The sequence below is a fragment of the Microbacterium sp. JZ70 genome, from assembly GCF_053903225.1.
This window is the reverse complement of record NZ_CP096405.1, coordinates 3,084,054-3,106,262: the sequence shown is the minus strand read 5'-3', so window position 1 is coordinate 3,106,262 and position 22,209 is coordinate 3,084,054. Positions and strand designations below refer to the sequence as shown.

At 73.6% G+C, this 22,209-nt stretch carries 18 protein-coding genes; 11 read left to right on the top strand and 7 right to left on the bottom strand.

The genetic code is table 11. The annotated features are described in order from the left end of the window. From ptsP to M1D46_RS14255, 3 genes are read right to left on the bottom strand one after another with little or no spacing between them, the layout of a single operon-like run. A complete protein-coding gene (gene ptsP / locus M1D46_RS14265) occupies nt 1-1,656 on the bottom strand; it encodes a phosphoenolpyruvate--protein phosphotransferase (protein WP_456285881.1) in 1,656 nt (551 codons plus the stop codon). Beyond that, complete coding sequence (locus M1D46_RS14260) at nt 1,656-1,931, bottom strand: HPr family phosphocarrier protein (RefSeq protein WP_271173853.1); 276 nt, start codon at nt 1,929-1,931, stop codon at nt 1,656-1,658. Before M1D46_RS14260 ends, ptsP begins: the two co-directional genes overlap by 1 nt. Before the next feature lie 16 nt (nt 1,932-1,947). Then, nucleotides 1,948-2,271, bottom strand: a complete 324-nt coding sequence (locus tag M1D46_RS14255; protein ID WP_271173852.1) for a PTS sugar transporter subunit IIB — start codon at nt 2,269-2,271, stop codon at nt 1,948-1,950. Between the two features lie 162 nt (nt 2,272-2,433). Here M1D46_RS14255 and M1D46_RS14250 point away from each other — a divergent pair, with 162 nt between their 5' ends. After that, nucleotides 2,434-4,356, top strand: a complete 1,923-nt coding sequence (locus tag M1D46_RS14250) for a BglG family transcription antiterminator (protein WP_456285880.1) — start codon at nt 2,434-2,436, stop codon at nt 4,354-4,356. 59 nt (nt 4,357-4,415) lie between these two features. On the opposite strand, the gene M1D46_RS14245 is transcribed toward M1D46_RS14250, so the two are convergent. Beyond that, a complete protein-coding gene (locus tag M1D46_RS14245) occupies nt 4,416-6,071 on the bottom strand; it encodes a phospho-sugar mutase (protein WP_456285879.1) in 1,656 nt (551 codons plus the stop codon). Continuing rightward, nucleotides 6,071-6,901, bottom strand: coding sequence for a purine-nucleoside phosphorylase (locus tag M1D46_RS14240; protein WP_456285878.1), 831 nt, complete (start codon nt 6,899-6,901; stop codon nt 6,071-6,073). The genes M1D46_RS14245 and M1D46_RS14240 overlap by 1 nt, the downstream gene beginning before the upstream one ends. A gap of 69 nt (nt 6,902-6,970) precedes the next feature. Between M1D46_RS14240 and M1D46_RS14235 the strand changes: the two genes are divergently transcribed. The 9 genes from M1D46_RS14235 (at nt 6,971) to M1D46_RS14195 (ending at nt 18,282) form a co-directional block, all read left to right on the top strand. After that, a complete protein-coding gene (locus tag M1D46_RS14235; protein ID WP_271173848.1) occupies nt 6,971-8,410 on the top strand; it encodes an NAD(P)H-quinone dehydrogenase in 1,440 nt (479 codons plus the stop codon). Nucleotides 8,411-8,769: 359 nt separating this feature from the next. Continuing rightward, complete coding sequence (gene pdhA, locus M1D46_RS14230) at nt 8,770-9,888, top strand: pyruvate dehydrogenase (acetyl-transferring) E1 component subunit alpha (RefSeq protein WP_282979670.1); 1,119 nt, start codon at nt 8,770-8,772, stop codon at nt 9,886-9,888. Beyond that, nucleotides 9,885-10,904, top strand: coding sequence for an alpha-ketoacid dehydrogenase subunit beta (locus M1D46_RS14225; RefSeq protein WP_271173846.1), 1,020 nt, complete (start codon nt 9,885-9,887; stop codon nt 10,902-10,904). Before pdhA ends, M1D46_RS14225 begins: the two co-directional genes overlap by 4 nt. After that, entirely contained in the window at nt 10,901-12,196 is a 1,296-nt protein-coding gene (locus M1D46_RS14220) for a dihydrolipoamide acetyltransferase family protein (RefSeq protein ID WP_456285877.1), read from the top strand. Before M1D46_RS14225 ends, M1D46_RS14220 begins: the two co-directional genes overlap by 4 nt. A gap of 8 nt (nt 12,197-12,204) precedes the next feature. Continuing rightward, nucleotides 12,205-13,812: a carboxyl transferase domain-containing protein gene (locus M1D46_RS14215; protein ID WP_456285876.1), complete on the top strand. Its 1,608-nt coding sequence runs from the start codon at nt 12,205-12,207 to the stop codon at nt 13,810-13,812. 5 nt (nt 13,813-13,817) lie between these two features. Beyond that, entirely contained in the window at nt 13,818-15,761 is a 1,944-nt protein-coding gene (locus tag M1D46_RS14210) for an acetyl/propionyl/methylcrotonyl-CoA carboxylase subunit alpha (protein ID WP_456285875.1), read from the top strand. Continuing rightward, nucleotides 15,758-16,234: a MaoC family dehydratase gene (locus tag M1D46_RS14205; RefSeq protein ID WP_271173842.1), complete on the top strand. Its 477-nt coding sequence runs from the start codon at nt 15,758-15,760 to the stop codon at nt 16,232-16,234. The genes M1D46_RS14210 and M1D46_RS14205 overlap by 4 nt, the downstream gene beginning before the upstream one ends. Next, nucleotides 16,231-17,058 carry an HpcH/HpaI aldolase/citrate lyase family protein gene (locus tag M1D46_RS14200; RefSeq protein ID WP_456285874.1) on the top strand — a complete coding sequence of 276 codons (828 nt, stop codon included), beginning with the start codon at nt 16,231-16,233 and terminating at the stop codon, nt 17,056-17,058. Before M1D46_RS14205 ends, M1D46_RS14200 begins: the two co-directional genes overlap by 4 nt. A gap of 57 nt (nt 17,059-17,115) precedes the next feature. Next, nucleotides 17,116-18,282, top strand: coding sequence for an acyl-CoA dehydrogenase family protein (locus tag M1D46_RS14195; RefSeq protein ID WP_271173957.1), 1,167 nt, complete (start codon nt 17,116-17,118; stop codon nt 18,280-18,282). Nucleotides 18,283-18,358: 76 nt separating this feature from the next. Here M1D46_RS14195 and M1D46_RS14190 read toward each other — a convergent pair whose 3' ends face one another. Together M1D46_RS14190 and M1D46_RS14185 are read right to left on the bottom strand one after the other, a co-directional pair. Then, on the bottom strand, nt 18,359-20,128 hold the full coding sequence (locus M1D46_RS14190; RefSeq protein ID WP_282979660.1) for an acetyl/propionyl/methylcrotonyl-CoA carboxylase subunit alpha: 1,770 nt from the start codon (nt 20,126-20,128) through the stop codon (nt 18,359-18,361). A gap of 78 nt (nt 20,129-20,206) precedes the next feature. Continuing rightward, nucleotides 20,207-20,860: a Maf family protein gene (locus M1D46_RS14185; protein WP_456285873.1), complete on the bottom strand. Its 654-nt coding sequence runs from the start codon at nt 20,858-20,860 to the stop codon at nt 20,207-20,209. 48 nt (nt 20,861-20,908) lie between these two features. On the opposite strand from M1D46_RS14185, the gene M1D46_RS14180 reads away from it, so the two are divergent. Then, nucleotides 20,909-22,180: a class I SAM-dependent RNA methyltransferase gene (locus M1D46_RS14180; protein WP_456285872.1), complete on the top strand. Its 1,272-nt coding sequence runs from the start codon at nt 20,909-20,911 to the stop codon at nt 22,178-22,180. Nucleotides 22,181-22,209: the final 29 nt, after the last annotated feature.

Below are 22,209 nucleotides of genomic sequence, written 5' to 3'. Positions count from 1 at the left end.
TCAGGAGGAGACGGCGGCTCGGGCGGCGTCGCGCGCCGCCTCCGCGCTGCTCGCCGAGAGCGCGGCCTGCGCGATGCGCTGCGCGTCCTCGAGGGTGTGCTTCAGGAGCTCGGCTCGCACGTCGACGAGCGCGGGCGGAGACATCGACAGGGTCGTGGCGCCCAGGCCGACGAGGACGACCGCGAGGAGCGGGTCGGCCGCGGCCTGACCGCAGATGCCGACCGGCTTGCCGTGCTTCGCGCCGGCCCGGCCGATCTCGGCGATGAGGCGCAGCACGGCGGGGTGCCACGGGTCCTGGTACGACGACACCGTGCCGAGCATGCGGTCGGCCGCCATCGTGTACTGCACAAGGTCGTTCGTGCCCACCGAGCCGAAGTCGGTGACCTCGTACACCGCGTCCGCGAGGAGCGCGACCGACGGCACCTCGACCATGACGCCGGCCGTCTTGATGCCGTGCTCGCGCGCGATGCGCGTGAAGTACTCGGCCTCCTCGACCGTCGCCACCATGGGCGCCATGACCCAGAGATCGGCGTCGGTCGCCGCGTCGGCGTTCGCGAGCGCCGTGAGCTGGTCGCGGAGGACCTCCTCGTGGTGGCGCAGCGCGCGCAGACCGCGTCGGCCGAGCGCGGGGTTCTCCTCGCCCTCGTCGGTGAGGAACTTCAGCGGCTTGTCCGCACCCGCGTCGAGCGCGCGCACCACGACCTTCCTGCCGGGGAAGGCCTCGAGCAGCTTCGTGTACGACGCCGTCTGCGATTCGACGCTGGGCGCCTCGTCGGAGCTGAGGAACAGGAACTCGGTGCGGAAGAGCCCCACGCCTTCGGCGCCCAGCGCGACGGCCTCGGCCGCGCCATGGGGGTTGCCGAGGTTCGCGAGCAGCGGCACGGCCGTGCCGTCCGCGAGCGCACCGGGGGTGATCGGCGCGCTCGCCGCGGCGCGCCGCGCCTCCGCGCGCTCGGCAGCCGCCGCGCGCTGCTCGTCGGTCGGGTCGATCGTGACGACGCCGGCCGCCGCGTCGACGATCGCGACGGCGCCGTCGACGAGCGCATCGCTCTCGCCGGTCCCGACGATCGCCACGATGCCCTTGTCGCCCGCGAGGATCGCCGTGTGCGACGTCGGGCCGCCCTCCGTGGTCACGACCGCGAGGACCTTCTCGAGGTCGAGCAGGGCCGTGTCGGCCGGGGCGAGGTCGGGCGCGACGAGGACGAACGGATGGCCGGGGTCGGGCACGCCGGGAGCGGAGACACCGCGCAGGTGCGCGATGACGCGCTGCGCGACGTCGGCGAGGTCGGCGGCGCGCTCGCCGAGGTAGCCGCCCATCGCCTGGAGGGTCTCGGCGAACTCGGCGAAGGCCGCGTGCACGGCCCACTCGCCCGTGCTGCCCGCGTCGATGCGCGCGTGGACGCCCTCCTCGAGGGTCGGGTCCTCGGCCATCATGGCCTGGGCCTCGAGCACGTCGCGGGCCGCGCCGCCGGCGCGCTCGCCGCGGGCGTTGAGCTCCGCGGCGACGGCCGCGACCGCCGCGGCGACCGCGGCCTTCTCCTCGTCGGGGCTCTTCGCGCTCTTCTCGTCGCGCGGCGGCTCGAGGCGCGATGCCATGCGGGCGATCGGCCCCTGCGCGACGCCCTGGCCGATCCCGACGCCGCGGAGCTCGAGCATCACTCGGCGTCCGTGTCGGTCTCGAGCTGAGCCGTGAGCTGGTCGAGCACGGCCTCGGCGCCGTCGCCTTCGACCGTGAGGGTGACCTCGTCGCCCGTGTTGGCCCCGAGCGAGATGACACCGAGGATGCTCGCGGCGTTGACGGGCTTGCCGTCGCCCTTCGCGATCGTGACGGCGAGCCCCGAGTTCTTGGCGGCCTCGGCGAAGAGCTTGGCGGGGCGCGCGTGCAGTCCGTGCGACGATGCGATCTTCACGGTGCGGGTGACAGCGGACATGGGTGCTCCTTGCGGTTCATTCGGATGCGGGCGCATCCGGGGCGGCGGCGGCCCGCACGAGCGCGAGCACGCGCGTGCCGTCGGTGTCGGTGAAGACGTCGTCCGGCAGCGGCACGACGGCGACCCCGCGCGGCGACGCCGCCCCGCGGATCGCGTCGAGCGATGTCGTGAGGTGCGGCCCCACGAGCACGATGTCCGCCGCGTCGAGATCGACCGGCAGCGACACCTGCGTGCCCGCGAAGGCCGACCAGGAGAGCCCGGCGGCGCGCGCAGCGCGGTTCACGCGATGCGCGACGAACGTGCTCGATGCCCCTGCACCGCACACAACCAGGATCCTCATCGACGCCTCCTGATCCTCATCCTCCCGAGGCGCGCTCGGCAGGACAACCACTCTTTCTTCCGCCCGGGCGGAAAGCGCGGGCGGCCCCGCATGCCGCAGCGCGCCCGGGGCGTGCGTCCGCGCCCAGCGCGACGTGATTGACTGTCGGAGGAGGAGGTGCGCGTGTCGAGACAGCGTCAGGATCGTCTCGTCGCGATCCTCCTCAGGGACGGCGGATGGATGACGGCCGCGGCGCTCGCCGACCTCCTCGGCGTCACGCCGCGCAGCGTGCGCTCGTACGTGACCGCCGTGAACGCGCGCGTGCCAGACCATCCGGTCATCGCCTCTGGCCCCGCGGGGTATCGCGCGCACCCCACGGGCGCCGCGCTCCTGCGCGAGCGCGACCAGCCCCCGCAGAGCGCGCCGCGCGACCGCCTGCACCGGCTCATCCATGCGCTCATCGATGCGGACGACGGCCTCGACGTGTACGAGACCGCCGACGCGTTCCACGTGAGCGAGGCGACGCTCGAGTCCGACCTCGCACGCGTGCGCGCTCTCGTCCGCGAGGGCGGCGAGCTCTCCCTCGACCGCAGCGGGCCGCGCATCGCGCTCGTCGGCACCGAGCTCGCGCGCCGCCGCCTGCTGTCGTCGCTCGCGCACGACGAGATGGAGGACGGCGCGTTCGACGTGGAGGCGATCCGCCGGGTCGCGGGATCGACCTCGGTTCCCGCGGAGGCGTTCGGGCGGTTCAAGTCCGCCCTCGCGGCCGAGCTCGGCGACCTCGGCTACTTCGTGAACGAGTTCGCCGTCGCCGACGTCACGCTGCACGTGTCGATCGCCGTCGATCGCGCGAGCCAGGGCCGCGCGCTCGAGACGGTGCACGGCACGCCGCCCGCCGAGCAGGAGCGCCTGGCCGAGGTGGTCGGGCGCCTCGCGGAGGCGGCCCTCGGGGTGACCCTCGGGCGCGGCGACCGCATGCACCTCGCCTCGCTCCTCCTCACCCGCGTCGTCGTGCCCGGAGCCGGCGCCGTGGGCACCGCGGGCGTCGACCCGGTCGTGGACGCCGCCGTCCGCGCTGCGGTCGCCCGGGTGTCGAACGAGTACCTCGTCGCCCTCGGCCGCGACGAGTTCGTCGAGCGGCTCGCGCTGCACGTGCAGAACCTCGCGCACCGCGCGCGCGAGCAGGCGTGGTCGCGCAACCCGCTGACCCGCTCGCTCAAGACGACGTACCCGATGATCTTCGAGGTCGCCGTCTCGATCGCGGGGGAGCTGTCCGAACGGCTCGGCATGTCGATCCGCGACGACGAGATCGCGTACATCGCGATGCACGTCGGCGGCGAGCTCGAGCGGGAGCGGCGCGCCGAGACGCGCCTCACCGCGACGATCGTGTGCCCCGGCTACTACGAGCTGCACGAGCTCCTCCGCTCGAGCATCACCCGCTCCCTCGGGCAGGCGGTCGAGGTCACCGAGGTCGTCACGCGCGTCGACCCCGACTGGAAGGCGATCGACACCGACCTCGTGCTGACGACGATCGAGCCGCCCACGCCGTCCGAGAGCACGGTCCGCATCCGCCCGTTCCTCACCGACGGCGACGTCGAGCGCGTCATGCAGGCCGCCGCCCGGATCCGCCGGGGCCGCCGCCTGTCGCGGCTGCGCGCCGAGCTCGAGCGCTACTTCGACGCCGGCGCCTTCGTCCGAGGCCTCGACGACGCCCTCGGCGAGGAGGGGATCATCCGCGCCCTCGGCGCGCTGCTCGTCGAGCGCGGGGTGATCGACGACGCGTACGTCGAGGGCGCGATCGAGCGCGAGCGGATGTCGTCGACCGCGTTCACCGACGCCCTCGCGGTTCCGCATGCGCTGCGGATGACGGCATCGCGCACGGCCATCGCGATCGGGATCGCCGACCCGTCGGTCGCATGGGGAGACGGGCGCGTGCAGGTGGTCGCCCTCGCCGCGTTCAGCGAGAGCGACCGCGAGGCGTTCCAGACGGTGTTCGAGCAGTTCGTCGAGGTGTTCGGCGAGCGTGAGAACGTGCAGCGGATCATCCGCCGCGGCACCGACTTCGCGGGCTTCCTGGACGAGCTCGTCGCGATCATCGGCCAGTAATACGTCGCGATCATCGGCCAGTAATACTCCGCGAACGCCGTGAGCCGCCTCCGGACGGCTCAGCCCAGGTCGAGCGCCTCCCGCACCGCTGCGTCGAGCGCGGACAGGCGGGCAGCGGCGTCCTCGGGGGAGTCGCCGCGCACGTCGAGGTACGCCTTGAGCTTCGGCTCCGTCCCGCTCGGGCGCACGATGACGCGCGAGCCGTCGTCGAGCGTGTAGCGCAGGATGTCGCCCGACGGGCCGCCGTCTGCGGGGTGCAGGAGGTCCTCCGCGCGCGTCACGGCGCGCTCGCCGAACGCGCCGGGCGGCGACTGGCGGAGCCCATCCATGATCCGGCCGATGATCGAGATGTCGTCGACGCGGATCGAGACCTGGCCGCTCGCGAAGTGGCCGATCTCCGCGGCCAGCTCGTCGAGCATCCCGGAGATCGTCGTCCCGCGGCCGCGCGCCTCTGCCGCGAGACCGAGGACGGCGACGGCCGCCGAGATGCCGTCCTTGTCGCGCACGGTCTCGGGGTTCACGAGGTAGCCCAGGGCCTCCTCGAAGCCGAACACGATGCCCGGGGCGCGCGAGATCCACTTGAACCCCGTCAGCGTCGTGTGGAAGTCCAGTCCGTGCCGCTCGGCGATCGCTCCGAGCGCCGGCGACGACACGAGCGAGCAGGCGAGCGACGCCCCCGGCGTGCCCTCGGCGGTGCGTGCGGCCCGTGCACCCAGCAGCATCCCGATCTCGTTGCCGGTCAGCCGCCGCCATCCGTCGGGGCCCGGCACGCCGACCGCGAGCCGATCGGCGTCAGGGTCGTTCGCGAGGACGAACTCGGCGTCATGCGCGGCTGCCGTCGCGAAGGCGAGGTCCATCGCGCCCGGCTCCTCGGGGTTCGGGAACGCGACGGTCGGGAAGGCCGCGTCGGGCGCGATCTGCTCCGCGACGACGGCCGGGGCCGGATACCCGGCGCGCGCCAGGATGCGCTCGAGCGTCTCCCACCCGACGCCGTGCATCGCCGTATAGGCCCAGCGCATCCCGGCGGCCGATGCGGGGGCCGGCGCGACCGCGGCGGTCGCGGCGACGTAGGCCTCGACGACCTCCTCGTCGGCGAGCTCGTACGCGTCGGAGCGCGGCAGGTCGGGAACGCGGACCTCGTCGGCGACGCGCTGGATGTGCGCGGCGATCTCTCGGTCGGCGGGCGAGACGATCTGCGCGCCCTCATCGGCCCCGCCGAGATAGACCTTGTACCCGTTGTCGTCGGGCGGGTTGTGGCTCGCGGTGACCATGACGCCCGCGTCGGCGCCGAGGTGGCGCACCGCGAACGCGAGGACGGGCGTCGGCAGAAGGCGGGGGAGGAGGATGGCGGTCAGCCCGGCCCCCGCGAAGATCTCCGCCGAGTCGCGCGCGAACACGTCGGAGTTGCGGCGTCCGTCGTACCCGATGACGACGCGGGGCCGGGCGCCATCCGCTGCGCGCTCGGACAGGTACGCCGCGAAGCCGGCGGCCGCCTGCGCCACGAGCACGCGGTTCATCCGCATGGGGCCCGACCCGAGCTCTCCGCGCAGGCCGGCCGTGCCGAACGCGAGGCGCCCCGCGAAGCGCGAGGCGAGGTCTGCCGAGGCCGCGGCATCGCCGCCCTCCGCGCGCGCGATGAGCCCGGACAGCTCCTCGCGGGTGACCGGGTCCGGGTCCTGCGCGAGCCAGTCGCGCGCGTGCGACAGGACGTCCATCAGAGCTTCCCCACGACCTCGGCGAGCAGAGCCGAGATCCGGCCCTCGGCCATCCGCCCCGCCTCGATGACCTCCTCGTGGCTGAGCGGATCGGGCGAGATCCCCGCGGCGAGGTTGGTGATGAGGGAGAACCCGAGGACCTCCATGCCGGCCTGGCGCGCGGCGATGGCCTCGAGGGCGGTCGACATGCCGACGATGTCGCCGCCGATCGCCTTCGCCATCTGGACCTCGGCGGGCGTCTCGTAGTGAGGGCCCCGGAACTGGCAGTAGACGCCGCTGTCGAGCGTCGGGTCGACCGAGAGCGCGATGTCGCGCAGGCGCGTGGCGTACAGGTCGGTGAGGTCGATGAACGTCGCTCCCTCGAGCGGCGAGTCGGCCGTGAGGTTGATGTGGTCGCTGATGAGCACGGGCTGGCCCGCGCTCCAGGTCTCCTTGATGCCGCCCGCGCCGTTGGTGAGCACCATGACCATCGCACCCGTCGCCGCGGCGGTGCGGACGCTGTGCACGACCCGGCGGACGCCATGGCCCTCGTAGTAGTGCGTGCGCGCGCCGATCACGAGCACGTGCCTGCCTGCGGGCGTGCGGACGCTGCGGAGGGTTCCGACATGCCCCTCGAGCGCGGGGCGCGAGAAGCCCGTGACCTCCGTCGCCGGGATCGTCGCGACGGTCTCGCCGATGAGCTCGGCGGCCTTGCCCCAGCCGCTGCCGAGGGTCACCGCGACGTCGTGTCGCTCGACCCCCGTGAGCCGCGCGATGTCGGCCGCGGCGGCCTGGGCGACCTCGAACGGGTCGGCGGGCGGATCGAGCGGATGTGCGCCTTCCAGAGTCATGGCATGAGCATAACGACCGGTCTCCGGCCGGGGTCGTGCCGATCTCGCAGGAAGGGGGAGAATGGAGGCATGGTCTTTGATTTCGAGCGGACGCAGCGCATCGCGATTCTGGGAGGCGGCCCCGGCGGCTACGAGGCGGCCCTGGCGGGCGCTCAGCTCGGCGCCGACGTGACCCTCGTCGAGCACACGGGCGTCGGCGGGTCGGCGGTGCTGACCGACGTCGTCCCGTCGAAGACGCTCATCGCGACGGCCGACGCGGCCCAGTCGATCGCCGACGCGGGGGAGCTCGGCGTGCAGTTCTACGCGCGCGGCGAGGACGGCAAGCCGCTCAAGCCCGAGGTCGCCATCAACCTCCTCGCGATCAACAAGCGCCTCCTCGCGCTCGCGGGGCAGCAGTCGGAGGACATGCGCGCGCAGCTCATCGAGGCCGGCGTCAAGATCATCTCCGGACACGGGCGGCTCGAGGGCGATGAGGCGATCGTCGTTTCGACGGGGCCGAAGGGCACCGACTTCGATCGTGTCGAGGCCGACACGATCATCGTGTCGGTGGGCGCGTCGCCGCGCGAGCTGCCCTCGGCCAAGCCCGACGGCAAGCGCATCCTCACGTGGAAGCAGCTGTACGACCTCGAGGCCGTGCCCGAGCACCTCATCGTCGTCGGATCCGGCGTCACGGGCGCCGAGTTCGCGTCGGCGTACATGAACCTCGGCGCGAAGGTCACGCTCGTCTCGAGCCGCGACCAGGTGCTCCCCGGCGAGGACCAGGACGCCGCGAAGGTCCTCGAGAAGGTCTTCACGCGCGGCGGCATGACGCTGCTCGCGAAGTCGCGCGCCGACAAGGTCGAGAACACGGGAGACGGCGTCACCGTCACCCTCTCCGACGGCCGCGTCGTCGAGGGCTCGCACTGCCTCATGGCGGTCGGCTCGATCCCGAACACCGCCGGCATCGGCCTCGAGGACGCGGGCGTCCAGCGCACGGAGTCGGGGCACATCCGCATCAACAAGGTGGGGCGCACGTCGGTGCCCAACGTGTACGCGGTGGGCGACTGCACGACGATGATGCCGCTCGCGTCGGTCGCGTCGATGCTCGGCCGCACTGCGGTCTTCCACGCGATGGGGGATGTGGCCATCCCCTTCGACACGCACAAGATCGCCTCGAACATCTTCACGAGCCCCGAGATCGCGACCGTCGGCTGGACGCAGCCGGCCGTCGACGAGGGCGAGGTCAGCGCCGAGGTGCACAAGCTGCCGCTCGCCTCGAATGCGCGCGCGAAGATGATGGGCGTCAAGGACGGCTTCGTGAAGCTCTACGCGCGCGAGGGATCCGGCACGATCGTCGGCGGCGTCATCGTCGCGCCCCGCGCGTCGGAGCTCATCTACCCGATCTCGATCGCGGTCGAGCGCCGTCTCACGGTGGATCAGATCGCGCGCGTGTTCGCGGCGTACCCGTCGCTCGCCGGCTCCATCACCGACGCCGCGCGCGCCCTGCACCACGTCGACCGCCGGAGCTAGCAACCTCAGGCGCCGGCGCGGCGCGCGGAAGAGCCGGCCCCGGGATCGTCCCGGGCCGGCTCTTCGCATGCCGCCCTCGTGCACGCGGCTCTTCGCATGCCGCTCTCGTGCACGCCGCTCGTCGCATGCCGCCCTCCCGCATGTCGCCCTCGTGCATGTCTCACTCGTCGTGGGTTTCGGGGTCCGATAACGACGATAAGTGAGACATGCAGAGCAGGAGGGGCGGCGTGGAATGAGCAATCTGCGGACTTCTGACGGATGTCATTGCTCGGTCTGCTGGGTCGGCGTAGCGTGAGCGGTGTCCGGACCAGGACGGCAATGACGCCCACAAGGCGCAGCGCGAACGAGGAGGTTCCGCGATGTCGATCGCCATTCCCGCACCCCGCAGCGAGCTGGTCGAGGGGCTCGACACCCCGCTCGGCGTCCTCGCCCCCGACGGCTCCCGACGCGCGTGCCGCACGCTCGATGAGCACCTGGCCGACCTCGACGAGACCGCGCTCACCGACCTCTTCGTCGACATGTCCCTCGTGCGCCGCGTCGACGAGGAGGCCTTCGCCCTGACCCGTCAGGGCGAGCTCGTGCTGTGGCCGCCGCTGCGCGGACAGGAGGCGGCGCAGGTCGGGGCCGCGCACGCCCTCCGCGAGACCGACTTCGTCTTCGGCTCGTACCGCGAGCACGCCCTCGCCGTGCTGCGGGGCGTCGACCTCGGCGACCTGCTGCGCGTGTGGCAGGGCCACGCGCTCTCGGGCTGGGATCCCCTCGCGCATCGGATGGCCACGCCCCAGATCATCATCGGCGCGCAGACCCTGCACGCGACGGGATACGCGATGGCGGTGCGCCGCGACGGCGGCGACGACATCGCGGTCGCGTGCTTCGGCGACGGCGCGACGAGCGAGGGCGACGTGAGCGAGGCGATGGTGTTCGCGAGCTCGTTCCAGGCTCCCGTGGTGTTCCTCTGCCAGAACAACCAGTACGCGATCTCCGAGCCGGTCCGCGTGCAGTCGCACGCCGCGCTCGCGCTGCGCGCGACGGGCTTCGGGATCCCGGCCATCCGCGTCGACGGCAACGATGTGCTCGCGGTCCTCGCCGCGATGCGCGCGGCGGCCGACCGCGCGCGTCGGGGAGAGGGGCCGACGTTCGTCGAGGCGGTCACGTACCGGATGGGCCCGCACACGACGACGGACGACCCCGGCCGCTATCGCGACGCCGACGAGGTCGACGCCTGGCGCGCGAAGGACCCGATCGACCGGCTCGAGCGCCACCTCGCCTCCGTCGGGGCGCCGATCGAGCACATCCGGGAGGAGGCGCGGATCCGTTGCGACGCGATCGCCAAGGAGATGCGCGCGGCCGTCGTGCAGGCCGAGGCACCCGCCCCGGAGAGCCTCTTCGACCACGTGACCGTCACGCCCACGCGTCGGATCCGGCGCCAGCGAGCCGAGCACCTCGCGTTCGCGGCGAGCATCCAGGAGGAGCGATGACGGTCGAGACCCTCAGCCTGGGCGCGGCCGTCGGGCGCGCCCTCGCGGACGCGCTCGAGGGCGATCCCGACGTCGTTCTCATGGGCGAGGACATCGGGCGGCTCGGCGGCGTCTTCCGCGTGACGGACGGACTGCAGGCGCGCTTCGGCGCGGAGCGCGTGATCGACGCGCCGCTCGCCGAGTCCGCGATCGTCGGAACCGCGGTCGGCATGGCCTACCGCGGCGCGCGACCGGTCGTCGAGATCCAGTTCGACGGCTTCGTCTTCCCCGCGCTCGACCAGATCGTCACGCAGCTGTCGCGCCTGCACTACCGCACGCACGGTCGGCTGCGGATGCCCGTCACGATCCGCGTGCCGTTCGGCGGCGGGATCGGCTCGGTCGAGCACCACGCCGAGTCGCCCGAGGCGTACTTCGCGCACACGCCGGGCCTGCGCGTCGTCACGGCGTGGAGCCCGCAGGAGGCCTACTCGACGCTGCGTGCCGCGATCGCGAGCGACGACCCCGTCGTGTTCCTCGAGCCCAAGGCGCGGTACTGGTCCAAGGGGGAGGTCGACACGGCGCTCGTGCGCGACCTCGACACCGCCGAGGTGCTCGTCCGCGGACGCGACGTCACGCTCGCGGCGTACGGGGCGGTCGTGCAGACGGCGCTCGACGCCGCCCTCGCCGCCCGCGACGAGGGGATCGAGATCGAGGTCATCGACCTGCGCTCCATCTCGCCGCTCGACGTCGACACGGTCGTGGCGAGCGTCGAGCGGACCGGGCGCCTTGTCGTCGCCCACGAGGCGCCCGCCGAGGTGTCGGTGTCGAGCGAGCTCATCGCGAGCGTCGTCGAACGGGCGTTCGGGGCTCTCGAGGCGACCCCCGAGCGCGTGACCGGATACGACACGCCCTACCCGCCATCCGCTCTCGAGTCCCATTACCTGCCGAGCCTCGACCGCATCCTCGACGCGGTCGACCGCTCGCTCGGGCGCCGCTCGTCGCGGACGGGGCTCGTCCTCGAGGGGAGCGCGCGATGACCGTCGTCTTCCGCCTGCCCGACCTCGGGGAGGGCCTCACCGAGAGCGAGATCGTCGCGTGGAAGGTCTCTGAGGGCGACTCCGTCACGCTCAACCAGGTCATCGCCGAGGTCGAGACCGCCAAGGCCGTCATCGACCTGCCGAGCCCCTACGCGGGCGTGATCCGCCGCCTGCACGCGAGCGAGGGCGAGACCGTCGAGGTCGGCGCCCCGCTCGTCGAGTACGACCTCGAGGACGCCGCAGAGGCGGCCGCCGACCCCGAGCCCGCGGAGCCCGCGGAGCCCGCGGAGCCCGCGGACGCCCCGCCCGCGCCATCCGCAGAGCCCGCGGAGCCCGAGCCATCCGAGCCGTCCGAGGAGCGGGTCGCCATGCTCGTCGGGTCGGTGCGGATGGACGGCGCGCGGCGCTCCACGCGCAGACCGCGCACGTTCGCGCAGACGCCGTTCGTGCGCGCGGAGCGGTCGCCCGCGCGCGCGTTCCCGCCGGTCCGCCAGCTCGCGAAGCAGCGGGGGATCGACCTCGCCGCGGTCACGCCGACCGGCGAGGGCGGCGTCGTCACACGCGCCGACCTCGATCGCGCGGCCGCCCACCCCGCCCCGCAGACCTCGCACCGCGAGCGCCTGAGCGGGCTGCGCCGGGAGACGGCCAAGGCGATGACGGCGTCGGCGCTCTCAGTCCCGCACGCCGCGTGCTTCCTGCAGGTCGACGTCACGGAGACCCTGCGCCTCGCTCGCGACCTCGCCGCAGAGGGCGGGGCGAGCCCGACGCTCCTCTCGCTCGCCTCGCGCGCCATCGTGCTCGCGGCTCGACGCACGCCCGGCGTCAACGCGCGCTTCGACGCCGACGCGGGGGAGATCGAGTTCCATGATCGCGTGAACCTGGGCATCGCGGTCGCGACCGACCGCGGTCTCGTCGTCGCGAGCGTCGACGACGCCGAGCGTCTCGATGCCATCGCGCTCGCCGGCGCCATCGCCGAGCGCGCGGCCGCCGCGCGCGACGGCTCGATCGGGCTCGCCGCGCTCACGTCGTCGACGCTCACCGTGTCGAACGTCGGCGTCTTCGGCGTCGACGGCGGCATCCCGATCCTCACGCCCGGGCAGTCGGCGATCGTCGCCCTCGGCGCGGTGCGGCGCACGCCCTGGGAGCACGACGGCGACATCGCGCTGCGCGACGTCATGACGATCACGGTGTCGTTCGACCACCGGGTGATCGACGGCAGGGAGGCGAGCGCCTTCCTCGTCGACGTCGGGGAGATGCTCGAGCGACCGGGGCTCGCGCTCGCACGGGGGTGAGGATGGCCATGGAGCGGCTGACGACGACGGTGGACGCGGGCGGCGCGGAGGGCGCGGCGCGCGACGCGCGGATGCGCGAGCTCGTCGCCGACCTGCGCGCTCGGCTGGAGTCCGCGGCGCTCGGCGGCAGTGCCCGCGCGCGCGAGCGGCACGTCGCGCGCGGCAAGCTGCTGCCGCGGGAGCGCATCGACCGGCTGCTCGATCCGGGCAGCCCGTTCCTCGAGCTGTCGCCGCTCGCGGCGAACGGCCTGTATGACGACGAGGCGCCCGCGGCCGGTCTCATCACCGGCATCGGCACGGTGTCGGGCCGCCGCTGCGTCGTCATCGCCAACGACGCGACGGTCAAGGGCGGCACGTACTTCCCGCTCACGGTCAAGAAGCACCTCCGCGCGCAGGAGGTCGCGCGAGAGAACCGGCTGCCGTGCATCAGCCTCGTCGACTCGGGCGGCGCATTCCTCCCGATGCAGGACGAGGTCTTCCCCGACCGCGAGCACTTCGGCCGCATCTTCTACAACCAGGCCACGATGAGCGCTGCGGGCATCCCGCAGATCGCGTGCGTCATGGGCTCCTCGACCGCGGGAGGCGCCTACGTGCCCGCCATGAGCGACGAGACCGTGATCGTGGCCGAGCAGGGGACGATCTTCCTCGGCGGCCCGCCGCTCGTCAAGGCGGCCACCGGCGAGGTCGTCTCGGCCGAGGACCTCGGCGGCGGCGAGCTGCACACGACGGTGTCGGGCGTGGCGGATCACCTTGCCGACTCCGACGAGCACGCGCTGCGCATCGTGCGCGACATCGTCGCGACGCTCCCGCCCGACCCGGCGCCGCCGTGGGAGATCGCCCCGCCCCGCGAGCCGGTCGTCGAACCCGAGACGCTCTATGCCGCCATCCCCGAGGATCTCCAGACGCCGTACGACGTGCGTGAGATCATCGCCCGCCTCGTCGACGCGAGTGCGTTCCACGAGTTCAAGGGGGGCTACGGCACGACGCTCGTGACCGGGTTCGCGCGCATCCTCGGCCACCCCGTCGGCATCGTCGCGAACCAGGGCGTTCTCTTCTCGGAGAGCGCGCTCAAGGGCGCGCACTTCGTCGAGCTGTGCGATCAGCGCGGCATCCCGCTCGTCTTCCTCCAGAACATCACGGGCTTCATGGTCGGCGCGGAGTACGAGCGCGGCGGGATCGCGAAGAACGGCGCGAAGATGGTCACCGCGGTGTCGTGCGCGCGCGTCCCGAAGCTCACCGTCGTCGTCGGAGGGTCGTTCGGAGCCGGCACCTACTCCATGTGCGGTCGCGCGTTCGACCCGCGGTTCCTCTGGCTGTGGCCCAACGCGCGGGTCTCGGTGATGGGAGGCCCCCAGGCCGCGAGCGTGCTCGCCACGGTCAAGCGCGAGCAGATCGAGGCCGACGGCGGCACCTGGACCGACGCCGAGCAGGCCGCGTTCGAGGAGCCCATCCGCGAGCGGTACGAGCGCCAGGGGTCGCCGTACTACTCGACCGCGCGCCTGTGGGACGACGGCGTCATCGATCCCGCCGACACGCGTCGCGTGCTCGGCCTCGCCCTGAGCGTCGTCGGCCGCGCGCCCCTGCCCGACGTCCGCTACGGCGTCTTCCGGATGTGAGCGCGATGTTCGACAGGGTCCTCATCGCCAACCGCGGCGAGATCGCGCTGCGGGTCATCCGCACGCTCGATCGGCTCGGCATCGCCTCGGTCGCGGTGCACTCCGACGCCGATGCCGACGCGCCCCACGTGCGCGCGGCGACCGAGGCCATCCGCATCGGCCCCGCCGATCCGCGGCGGTCGTACCTCGACATCGAGGCGGTCATCGCCGCCGCGCTCGCAGCAGGTGCGCAGGCCGTGCACCCCGGGTACGGCTTCCTGTCGGAGAACGCCGCGTTCGCGCGGGCCTGCGCGGAGGCCGGCATCGTGTTCATCGGCCCGCCGCCCGGGGCGATCGAGACGATGGGCGACAAGATCCGCGCGCGCGCCGCGGTCGAGACGCGCGGCGTGGCCACCGTGCCCGGCATCGCCGAGCCGGGGCTCGACGACGCCGCGCTCATCGCGGGGGCGGCGCGCGTCGGCTTCCCCGTGCTCGTGAAGCCGTCGGCGGGCGGGGGCGGCAAGGGGATGCACCGGGTCGACCGCCCCGAGGACCTGCCCGCGGCGCTCGCGCAGGCGCGGCGCGAGGCCGCTGGCGCGTTCGGCGACGACACCCTCTTCGTGGAGCGCTTCGTGGCCGACCCTCGGCACATCGAGGTGCAGGTGCTGGCCGACGCGCACGGCGCGATCATCCACCTGGGGGAGCGCGAGTGCTCCCTGCAGCGTCGTCACCAGAAAATCATCGAGGAGGCGCCGAGCCCGCTCCTCGACGCGGCGCAGCGCGAGGCGATCGGGCGCGCGGCGTGCGAGACGGCCCGGGCCGTCGGGTACACGGGGGCGGGGACGGTCGAGTTCATCGTGTCGGGTGCGCGCCCCGATGAGCCGTTCTTCATGGAGATGAACACGCGGCTGCAGGTCGAGCATCCCGTCACAGAGCTCGTGACCGGCGTCGACCTCGTCGAGCAGCAGCTGCGCGTCGCGGCGGGCGAGCGCCTCGCGATCGCGCAGGAGGACATGCGGATGGCCGGGCACGCGATCGAGGCGCGCGTCTACGCCGAGGATCCGTCGGCCGGGTTCCTGCCGACGGGCGGGCGGCTCATCGACGTCGCATGGCCGAGCAGCGCTCGCGTCGACGCGGGTGTCGAGGCCGGGACGGCCGTCGGCGCGCACTACGACCCCCTGCTCGCGAAGATCGCGGTCCACGCGGCGACGCGCGCGGACGCCGTCGCGGGTCTGCGCGATGCGCTCGCGCAGACGCACCTGCCGGGGATCGTCACGAACCTCGGCTTCCTCCGTCGACTGCTCGAGGTGCCGGCGGTCGCGGACGGCGCCCTCGACACGGGCCTCGTCGACCGCGAGGTCGACCGCCTCGCGGCGGAGACGACGCCCGACGCGGCCTTCGCAGCGTGCGCGCTGCACGTGCTGCCGCCGACGACGGGGGCGTGGGCCGCCGACGGCTGGCGCATCGGCGGGGCGCGGGGCGCACGGCTGCGCTACGCGGACGGCGACGCCGTCGCGACCGTGTCGATCGACGTCCGTGCGACGCCGTGGCGGATCTCGGTCGAACGGGATGGCGCCGCGCGCCCGGTCGCGGAGGCCGACGCCCGCGCCCTGCGGGTGCTCGAGGACCCGCGGGACCCCGCGGGCGCGCTGTGGGCGGTCGGGCCCGACGGCGACGCGCGCGTCGTCCCGTACGCCCCGCCGCGCCGGATGCGCAGGGGAGCCGCGCCCGCCCTCGCCTCGCCCATGCCAGGGACCGTCGTGGCCGTCCACGTCGCCGACGGCGCGGAGGTCGGCGAGGGCGCGGCCGTCGCGAGCGTCGAGGCGATGAAGATGGAGCACGTCCTGCGCGCGCCGGTCGCCGGGACGGTGCGCCTCGACGTCGCGGTCGGCGAGACCGTGTCGCGCGGCCAGCAGGTCGCGCGGATCCTGCTCCCTGCGGGGGCGTCAGACGAGGAGGAGACGCCGTGAGCGCCGAGCGCCGCATCACCCAGCGCGGGCTGTGGTTCGACGAGTTCGAGACGGGAGTCGTCTACGAGCACCGGCCGGGCCGCACGATCACCGAGGCCGACGACGTGCTGTTCACCACCATGACGATGAACACGCAGGCCCTGCACCTCGACGCGCACTGGGCGGCGCAGACGGAGTTCGGCGAGCGACTCGTCAACTCGATGCTCACCCTCGCGACGATCGTCGGGATGTCGACGGGCCAGCTCACGAACGGGACGATCGTCGCGAACCTCGGGTTCACGAGCGTCGAGTTCCCCGCCCCCATGCGGCACGGGGACACCCTCTACGGCGAGACGCGCGTGCAGGAGACGCGGCCCTCGCGCTCCCGACCCGGCCAGGGGATCGTGACCCTCGAGCACATCGGCCGCAACCAGGACGGCGTCGTCGTGGCCCGCGCGGTCCGCACGGTGCTCATGCAGGGGAGGCCGCGATGAGCGTCGCGCTCGGTCCCGCTCTGCTCTTCTGCCCCGCCGACCGCGCCGACCGGTTCGCGAAGGCGGCCGAGCGCGCCGACGCGGTGGTCCTCGACCTCGAGGATGCCGTCGCGCCCGACGCGAAGGACGCCGCTCGTCGCGCGGTGGTGGAGTCCGCGCTCGACCCCGCCCGCACTCTCGTGCGGGTCAACGACGCCCGGAGCGGACAGCTCGCCGCCGACCTCGACGCCGTGCGCCGGTCGCCGTATCGCGCCGTGATGCTCGCGAAGACGGAGGCCGCCGCAGACATCGACGCGCTCGGCGACCTCGAGGTCGTCGCGCTGTGCGAGACGGCGGCGGGCGTCGTGCGCGCCGCGGAGATCGCGGCGCACCCGCGCGTCACGGCGCTCATGTGGGGCGCGGAGGACCTCGTCGCGTCGATCGGCGGAACCTCCAGCCGCACGCAGGACGGCGCCTACCGCGCCGTCGCGATGCACGCGCGCTCGGCCATCCTGCTCGCCGCGGGAGCCTTCGGGAAGGCGGCCGTCGACGCGGTGCACCTGGACATCGGCGACCTGGACGGCTGCCGCGCCGAGGCCGAGGACGCGGCCGCGAGCGGATTCGCCGCGAAGGCCGCCATCCATCCGTCGCACGTCGCGGCCATCCGGGCGGCGTTCGCGCCCTCGGATGCCGAGGCCGCCTGGGCGCGCCGGCTGATCGCGGAGTCCTCCGCGCACGGCGGCGTCTTCCGGTTCGAGGGCCGCATGGTCGACGAGCCGGTGCTCCGACACGCGCGCGCCATCCTCGCGCGCACCGCACGCGGGGCCACGAGCCCCGCCCCCTGAAGGGAGACGACGATGTCGCTCATCACGCCCACCCGCACCCCCGTCGACGGCACCGAGATGCTCGAGCCGGACCTGCAGGAGCTCGCGCGCACCGTGCGCGCGTTCGCCGACGACGTGGTCGCGCCCGCCGCCTACACCTACGACACCGAGCGCCGCCTCCCGCTCGAGATCATCGCCGAGATGGGGCGGATGGGGCTGTTCGGCCTGCCGCTGCCCGAGGAGTACGGCGGGCAGGGCAAGTCGTACCTGCACCTGTGTGTCGCGGTCGAGCAGCTCGCGCGCGTGGACCAGTCCATCGCGGTCACGCTCGAGGCCGGTCTCGGGCTCGGCGCGATGCCGATCTACCGCTTCGGCACCGAGGAGCAGCGCCGCGCGCACCTGCCCGCCCTCGCACGCGGCGAGGCGCTCGCCGCCTTCGGCCTCACCGAGGCCGAAGCGGGCTCCGACGCGGGGGCGACGAAGACGACCGCCACGCTCTCGGACGGCTGGTGGACGATCAACGGATCCAAGCAGTTCATCACCAACTCGGGTACGCCCATCACGAGCGTCGTGACGGTGACCGCCGTGACCGGCGAGCGCGTCGGGCGCGACGGACGGCGAGGGCCCGAGCTGTCGACGATCATCGTGCCGGTCCCGACGCCCGGGTTCACCGCGCTGCCCGCATACGACAAGGTCGGGTGGCACACGTCCGACACGCATCCGCTCGTGTTCGACGGTGTCCGCGTGCCCGAGGAGAACCTCCTGGGGGAGCGCGGCCGCGGCTTCTCGAACTTCCTCAGCGTGCTCGACGAGGGCAGGGTCGCGTTCGCGGCGCTCTGCGTGGGGGCGGCGCAGGGGTGCCTCGAGCAGGCCGTGCTGCACGCCAAGCGCCGCGTCGTCTTCGGGCGCCCGATCGGCGACAACCAGCACATCGCGTTCACGATCGCGCGGATGCAGGCCCGTGTCGCGGCGGCCCGCGCGGTCATGCACGACGCGGCTCGCCGCATCGACGCGGGGGCGCCGTTCACGACCCAGGCCTCGCTCGCGAAGCTCATCGGATCGGAGGCGGCGGTCGCCAATGCGTCGGACGCGACCCAGATCTGGGGCGGGTACGGGTTCATGAACGAGAATCCGGTCGCGCGGCACTACCGCGACGCGCGCATCCTCACGCTCGGGGAGGGCTCGACCGAGGTCCAGCTGGGGATCATCGCCCGCAGCCTCGGCTTCGACCGCGCCTTCGGCTGACCCGCCCACGCATGTCCCACGTGTTCCGGGTTCCGGGGGCGGATGGCCGGAGCACGTGGGACATGCCCGGGGGAGATCAGCCGATCAGGAGGAGCTGGTGGCCCGCACCGACGGTGGCGCCGGGCGTCGCGTCGATCGAGCCGATCGTGCCGTCCTTGTGGGCGTGCAGCGGCTGCTCCATCTTCATCGCCTCGAGCACGACGACGAGGTCGCCCTTGACGACCTGCTGGCCCTCCTCGACGGCCACCTTGACGACCGTCGCCTGCATGGGCGACTTGAGGGCATCGCCCGAGGCGCCCGCGGTCGCGGTGCCGCCGCCGTGCTTGCGGCGGGACGAGGGGACGGCCGCGGGGCGGCCGGTCGCGCCGGGAGCCGTCACGACGCGGTCGGGCAGGCTGACCTCGAGCCGCTTGCCGTTCACCTCGACGACGACCGTGTGCCGGCTCTCGGCCGCGCGCGGCGCCTCGAGCTCGCCGTCCCACGCGGGGATGTCGTTCTCGAACTCGGTCTCGATCCAGCGCGTGTACACGCCGAAGACGCCGTCCTCCGCCGTGAAGGCGGGGTCGCGCACGACCTTGCGGTGGAACGGGAGCACCGTGGGCAGGCCCGCGACCTCGAACTCGTCGAGGGCGCGGCGCGAGCGCTCGAGCGCCTCCTCGCGCGTCCGGCCGGTGACGATGATCTTCGCCAGGAGCGAGTCGAACGCGCCCGAGACCTCGTCGCCCGCGGTGACGCCCGAGTCGAGGCGGATGCCCGGGCCGCCGAAGGTCTTGAACACGTGGATCGGGCCGGGCTGGGGCAGGAAGCCGCGACCGGGGTCCTCGCCGTTGATGCGGAACTCGATCGAGTGGCCCTGCGGAGCCGGGTCGTCGTAGTCGATGGTGCCGCCGGCCGCGATGCGGAACTGCTCGCGCACGAGGTCGATGCCGGTGACCTCCTCGGAGACCGGATGCTCGACCTGCAGGCGGGTGTTCACCTCGAGGAACGAGATGGTGCCGTCGGCGCCCACGAGGAACTCGCACGTGCCGGCGCCCGTGTAGCCGACCTCGCGCAGGATGGCCTTGGATGCGGCGTAGAGGATGGCGTTCTGCTCGTCCGTGAGGAAGGGAGCGGGGGCCTCCTCGACGAGCTTCTGGTGACGGCGCTGCAGCGAGCAGTCGCGCGTCGACACGACGACGACGTTGCCCTCGGCGTCGGCGAGGCACTGCGTCTCGACGTGGCGGGGCTTGTCGAGGTACTTCTCGACGAAGCACTCGCCGCGGCCGAAGGCCGCGATCGCCTCGCGCGTGGCCGACTCGAACATCTCCGGCACCTCGTCGAGGGTGCGCGCGACCTTGAGTCCGCGGCCGCCGCCGCCGTAGGCCGCCTTGATCGCGATCGGGAGGCCGGCCTTCTCGGCGAACGCGACGACCTCCTCGGCCGTGTCGACGGGGCCGGGCGTGCCGGGCGCGAGCGGCGCGCCGACCTTCTCGGCCACGTGGCGCGCGGTGACCTTGTCGCCGAGCGCCTCGATCGCCTCGGGCGACGGCCCGATCCAGATGAGGCCGGCGGCCTGCACGGCGCGCGCGAACGCGGCGTTCTCCGCGAGGAAGCCGTAGCCCGGGTGCACGGCGTCCGCACCGGAGCGACGGGCGACCGAGAGGATCTTCTCGATCTGCAGGTAGGTCTCGGCGCTCGTGGCGCCCTCGAGGGCGTAGGCCTCGTCGGCGAGGCGCGCGTGCAGCGCATCGCGGTCCTGGTCGGCGTAGACGGCGACTGAGGCGATCCCCGAGTCGCGGGCTGCGCGGATGATGCGGACGGCGATCTCGCCGCGGTTCGCGATGAGCACCTTGGCGATATCAGGCATGCGTTCCAGACTAGTCACGGTCGGACGCCGCCTTTTGAGTGACCCTCACAAAGTGCGCGCCGAAAGGTGTGCCGTTCCCTACGACGGCAGGCGGTTCCAGAGCGACGTCCACTCGACGCCGAGCTCTCGGACGAGACGGCGGACGGTCGAGAGTGACATGCCGACGACGGTCGACGGGTCGCCCTCCACGCGCTCGATGAACGCACCGCCCAGGCTGTCGACCGTGAACGCGCCGGCCACGAGGAGAGGCTCGCCGGTCGCGACGTACGCGGCGATCTCGTCGTCGCTCACGTCCGCGGCGAACGACACCGAGGCCCGCGCGGTCGCGTGCGCCTCGACCGGCTCGGCCTCCGCGCGGACGCGGATGACCGCGTGGCCCGAGTGCAGGACGCCGGTGCGGCCGCGCATGCCCTGCCAGCGCGCCGTCGCCGCCTCGGGCGTATAGGGCTTGCCGTAGATCTCCCCGTCGAGCTCGAACATGGAGTCCCCGCCGATCACGACGCCGTCGAAGCCGGGATGGACCTGCAGGACGCGCGCGGCGACATCCGCCGCCTTGCGGCGCGCGAGGACGAGGACGTGCTCGTCGGGCGGCAGCACCCTGCCCTCGCGCTCCTCGAGCTCGGCGATCGCCGCCTCCTCGTCGACGGCGGGGGCGATCGCGAGCGGCTCGATGCCGGCCTGGTTCAGGAGCATGAGGCGCGCGGGAGACGTCGAGGCGAGGCAGACCTGCATGGCTCCACGCTAGGCGATCCGCCAGGGGCGAGGTGCGACGATGGGAGCATGCAGACGGGAGACGTCGTCGACCTCGAGGTCACGGACATCGCGCACGGAGGCGTCTTCGTGGCGCGGCACGAGGGCAGGGTCGTCTTCGTGCCCGACGCCGTCCCCGGGGAGCGCGTCCGCGCGCGGGTCGCGGAGGTCAAGAAGAGCTTCGCGCGAGCCGAGGCGCTCGAGGTGCTCGACGCGTCGGAGCACCGCCAGCCGCACATCTGGGCCGAGGCCGACATCGCCCGCGACCCCGCCGACCGGGTCGGCGGCGCCGACCTCGGTCACATCGCGCTCGCGCACCAGCGCGAGCTCAAGGCGCATGTCCTCCGCGACGCGTTCGCGCGCTTCGCGGACGAGAAGGTCGACGTGGTCGTCGCGCCCGCCGCGGACGGCGACGAGACCGAGTCGGCGGATGGCACGGGCTGGCGCACGCGCGTCGGGCTCCATGTCGACGCGGATGGCCGGATCGGCCCGTTCGCCTCGCGCAGCCATCGCGTCATCGAGGTGGCGCACCACCCGCTCGCCGTCGCGGAGATCGAGAGCGCCGCCCTCGCGCTCCAGCGCGAGAAGCCCGGCCGGGTCGACCTCGTCCGGCCGGCCGACGGGCGCGTCCGGGTCATCCGCCGCCCGGATCGCCGGCGCACGCGGGGCGCGCAGCCGGCCCCCGCCCCCGAGGTCGTGGTCGAGCGCGTCGGCGACCGCGGCTTCCAGGTCGATGCGGGCGGATTCTGGCAGGTGCACCGCCTCGCGGCGCGGACGCTGCACGCGGCGGTCGCCCGTGCCCTCGACGACATCGCGCCGCACGGCCTCGACGCCGACGCATGGCACCTCGACCTCTACGGCGGGGTGGGGCTCTTCGCCGATGCGCTCGCGTCCGCCGCGGACGGCGACGCCCGTCTCACGTCCGTCGAGTCCGCGCCCCGCGCGACCGCGCACGCGCGCGAGAACCTCGAGCGCCATCCGCGTGCCGAGGCCGTGACCGCACGCGTCGAGCGCTGGCTCGGCGCGCTCGCCGCGGACGCGGAGCCCGCAGACCGCGACGCGCTGCGGCGGGGCGTGACCCTGCTCGACCCTCCGCGTGCGGGGGCGTGCCGCGAGGTCGTCGACGCGGTCGCCGCGCTCGAGCCGTCCGCCGTCGTCTACGTCGCCTGCGACCCGGTCGCGCTCGCGCGCGACGTGGGGCTGTTCCGCGCCCACGGCTACGCGCCCGAGCGCCTGGAGGCGTTCGATCTCTTCCCGAACTCGCACCACGTGGAGGCGCTCGCGGTCCTGCGCCGCGCGTGAGCCCGCGTCGCCTGGCGATAGGCTTCTCG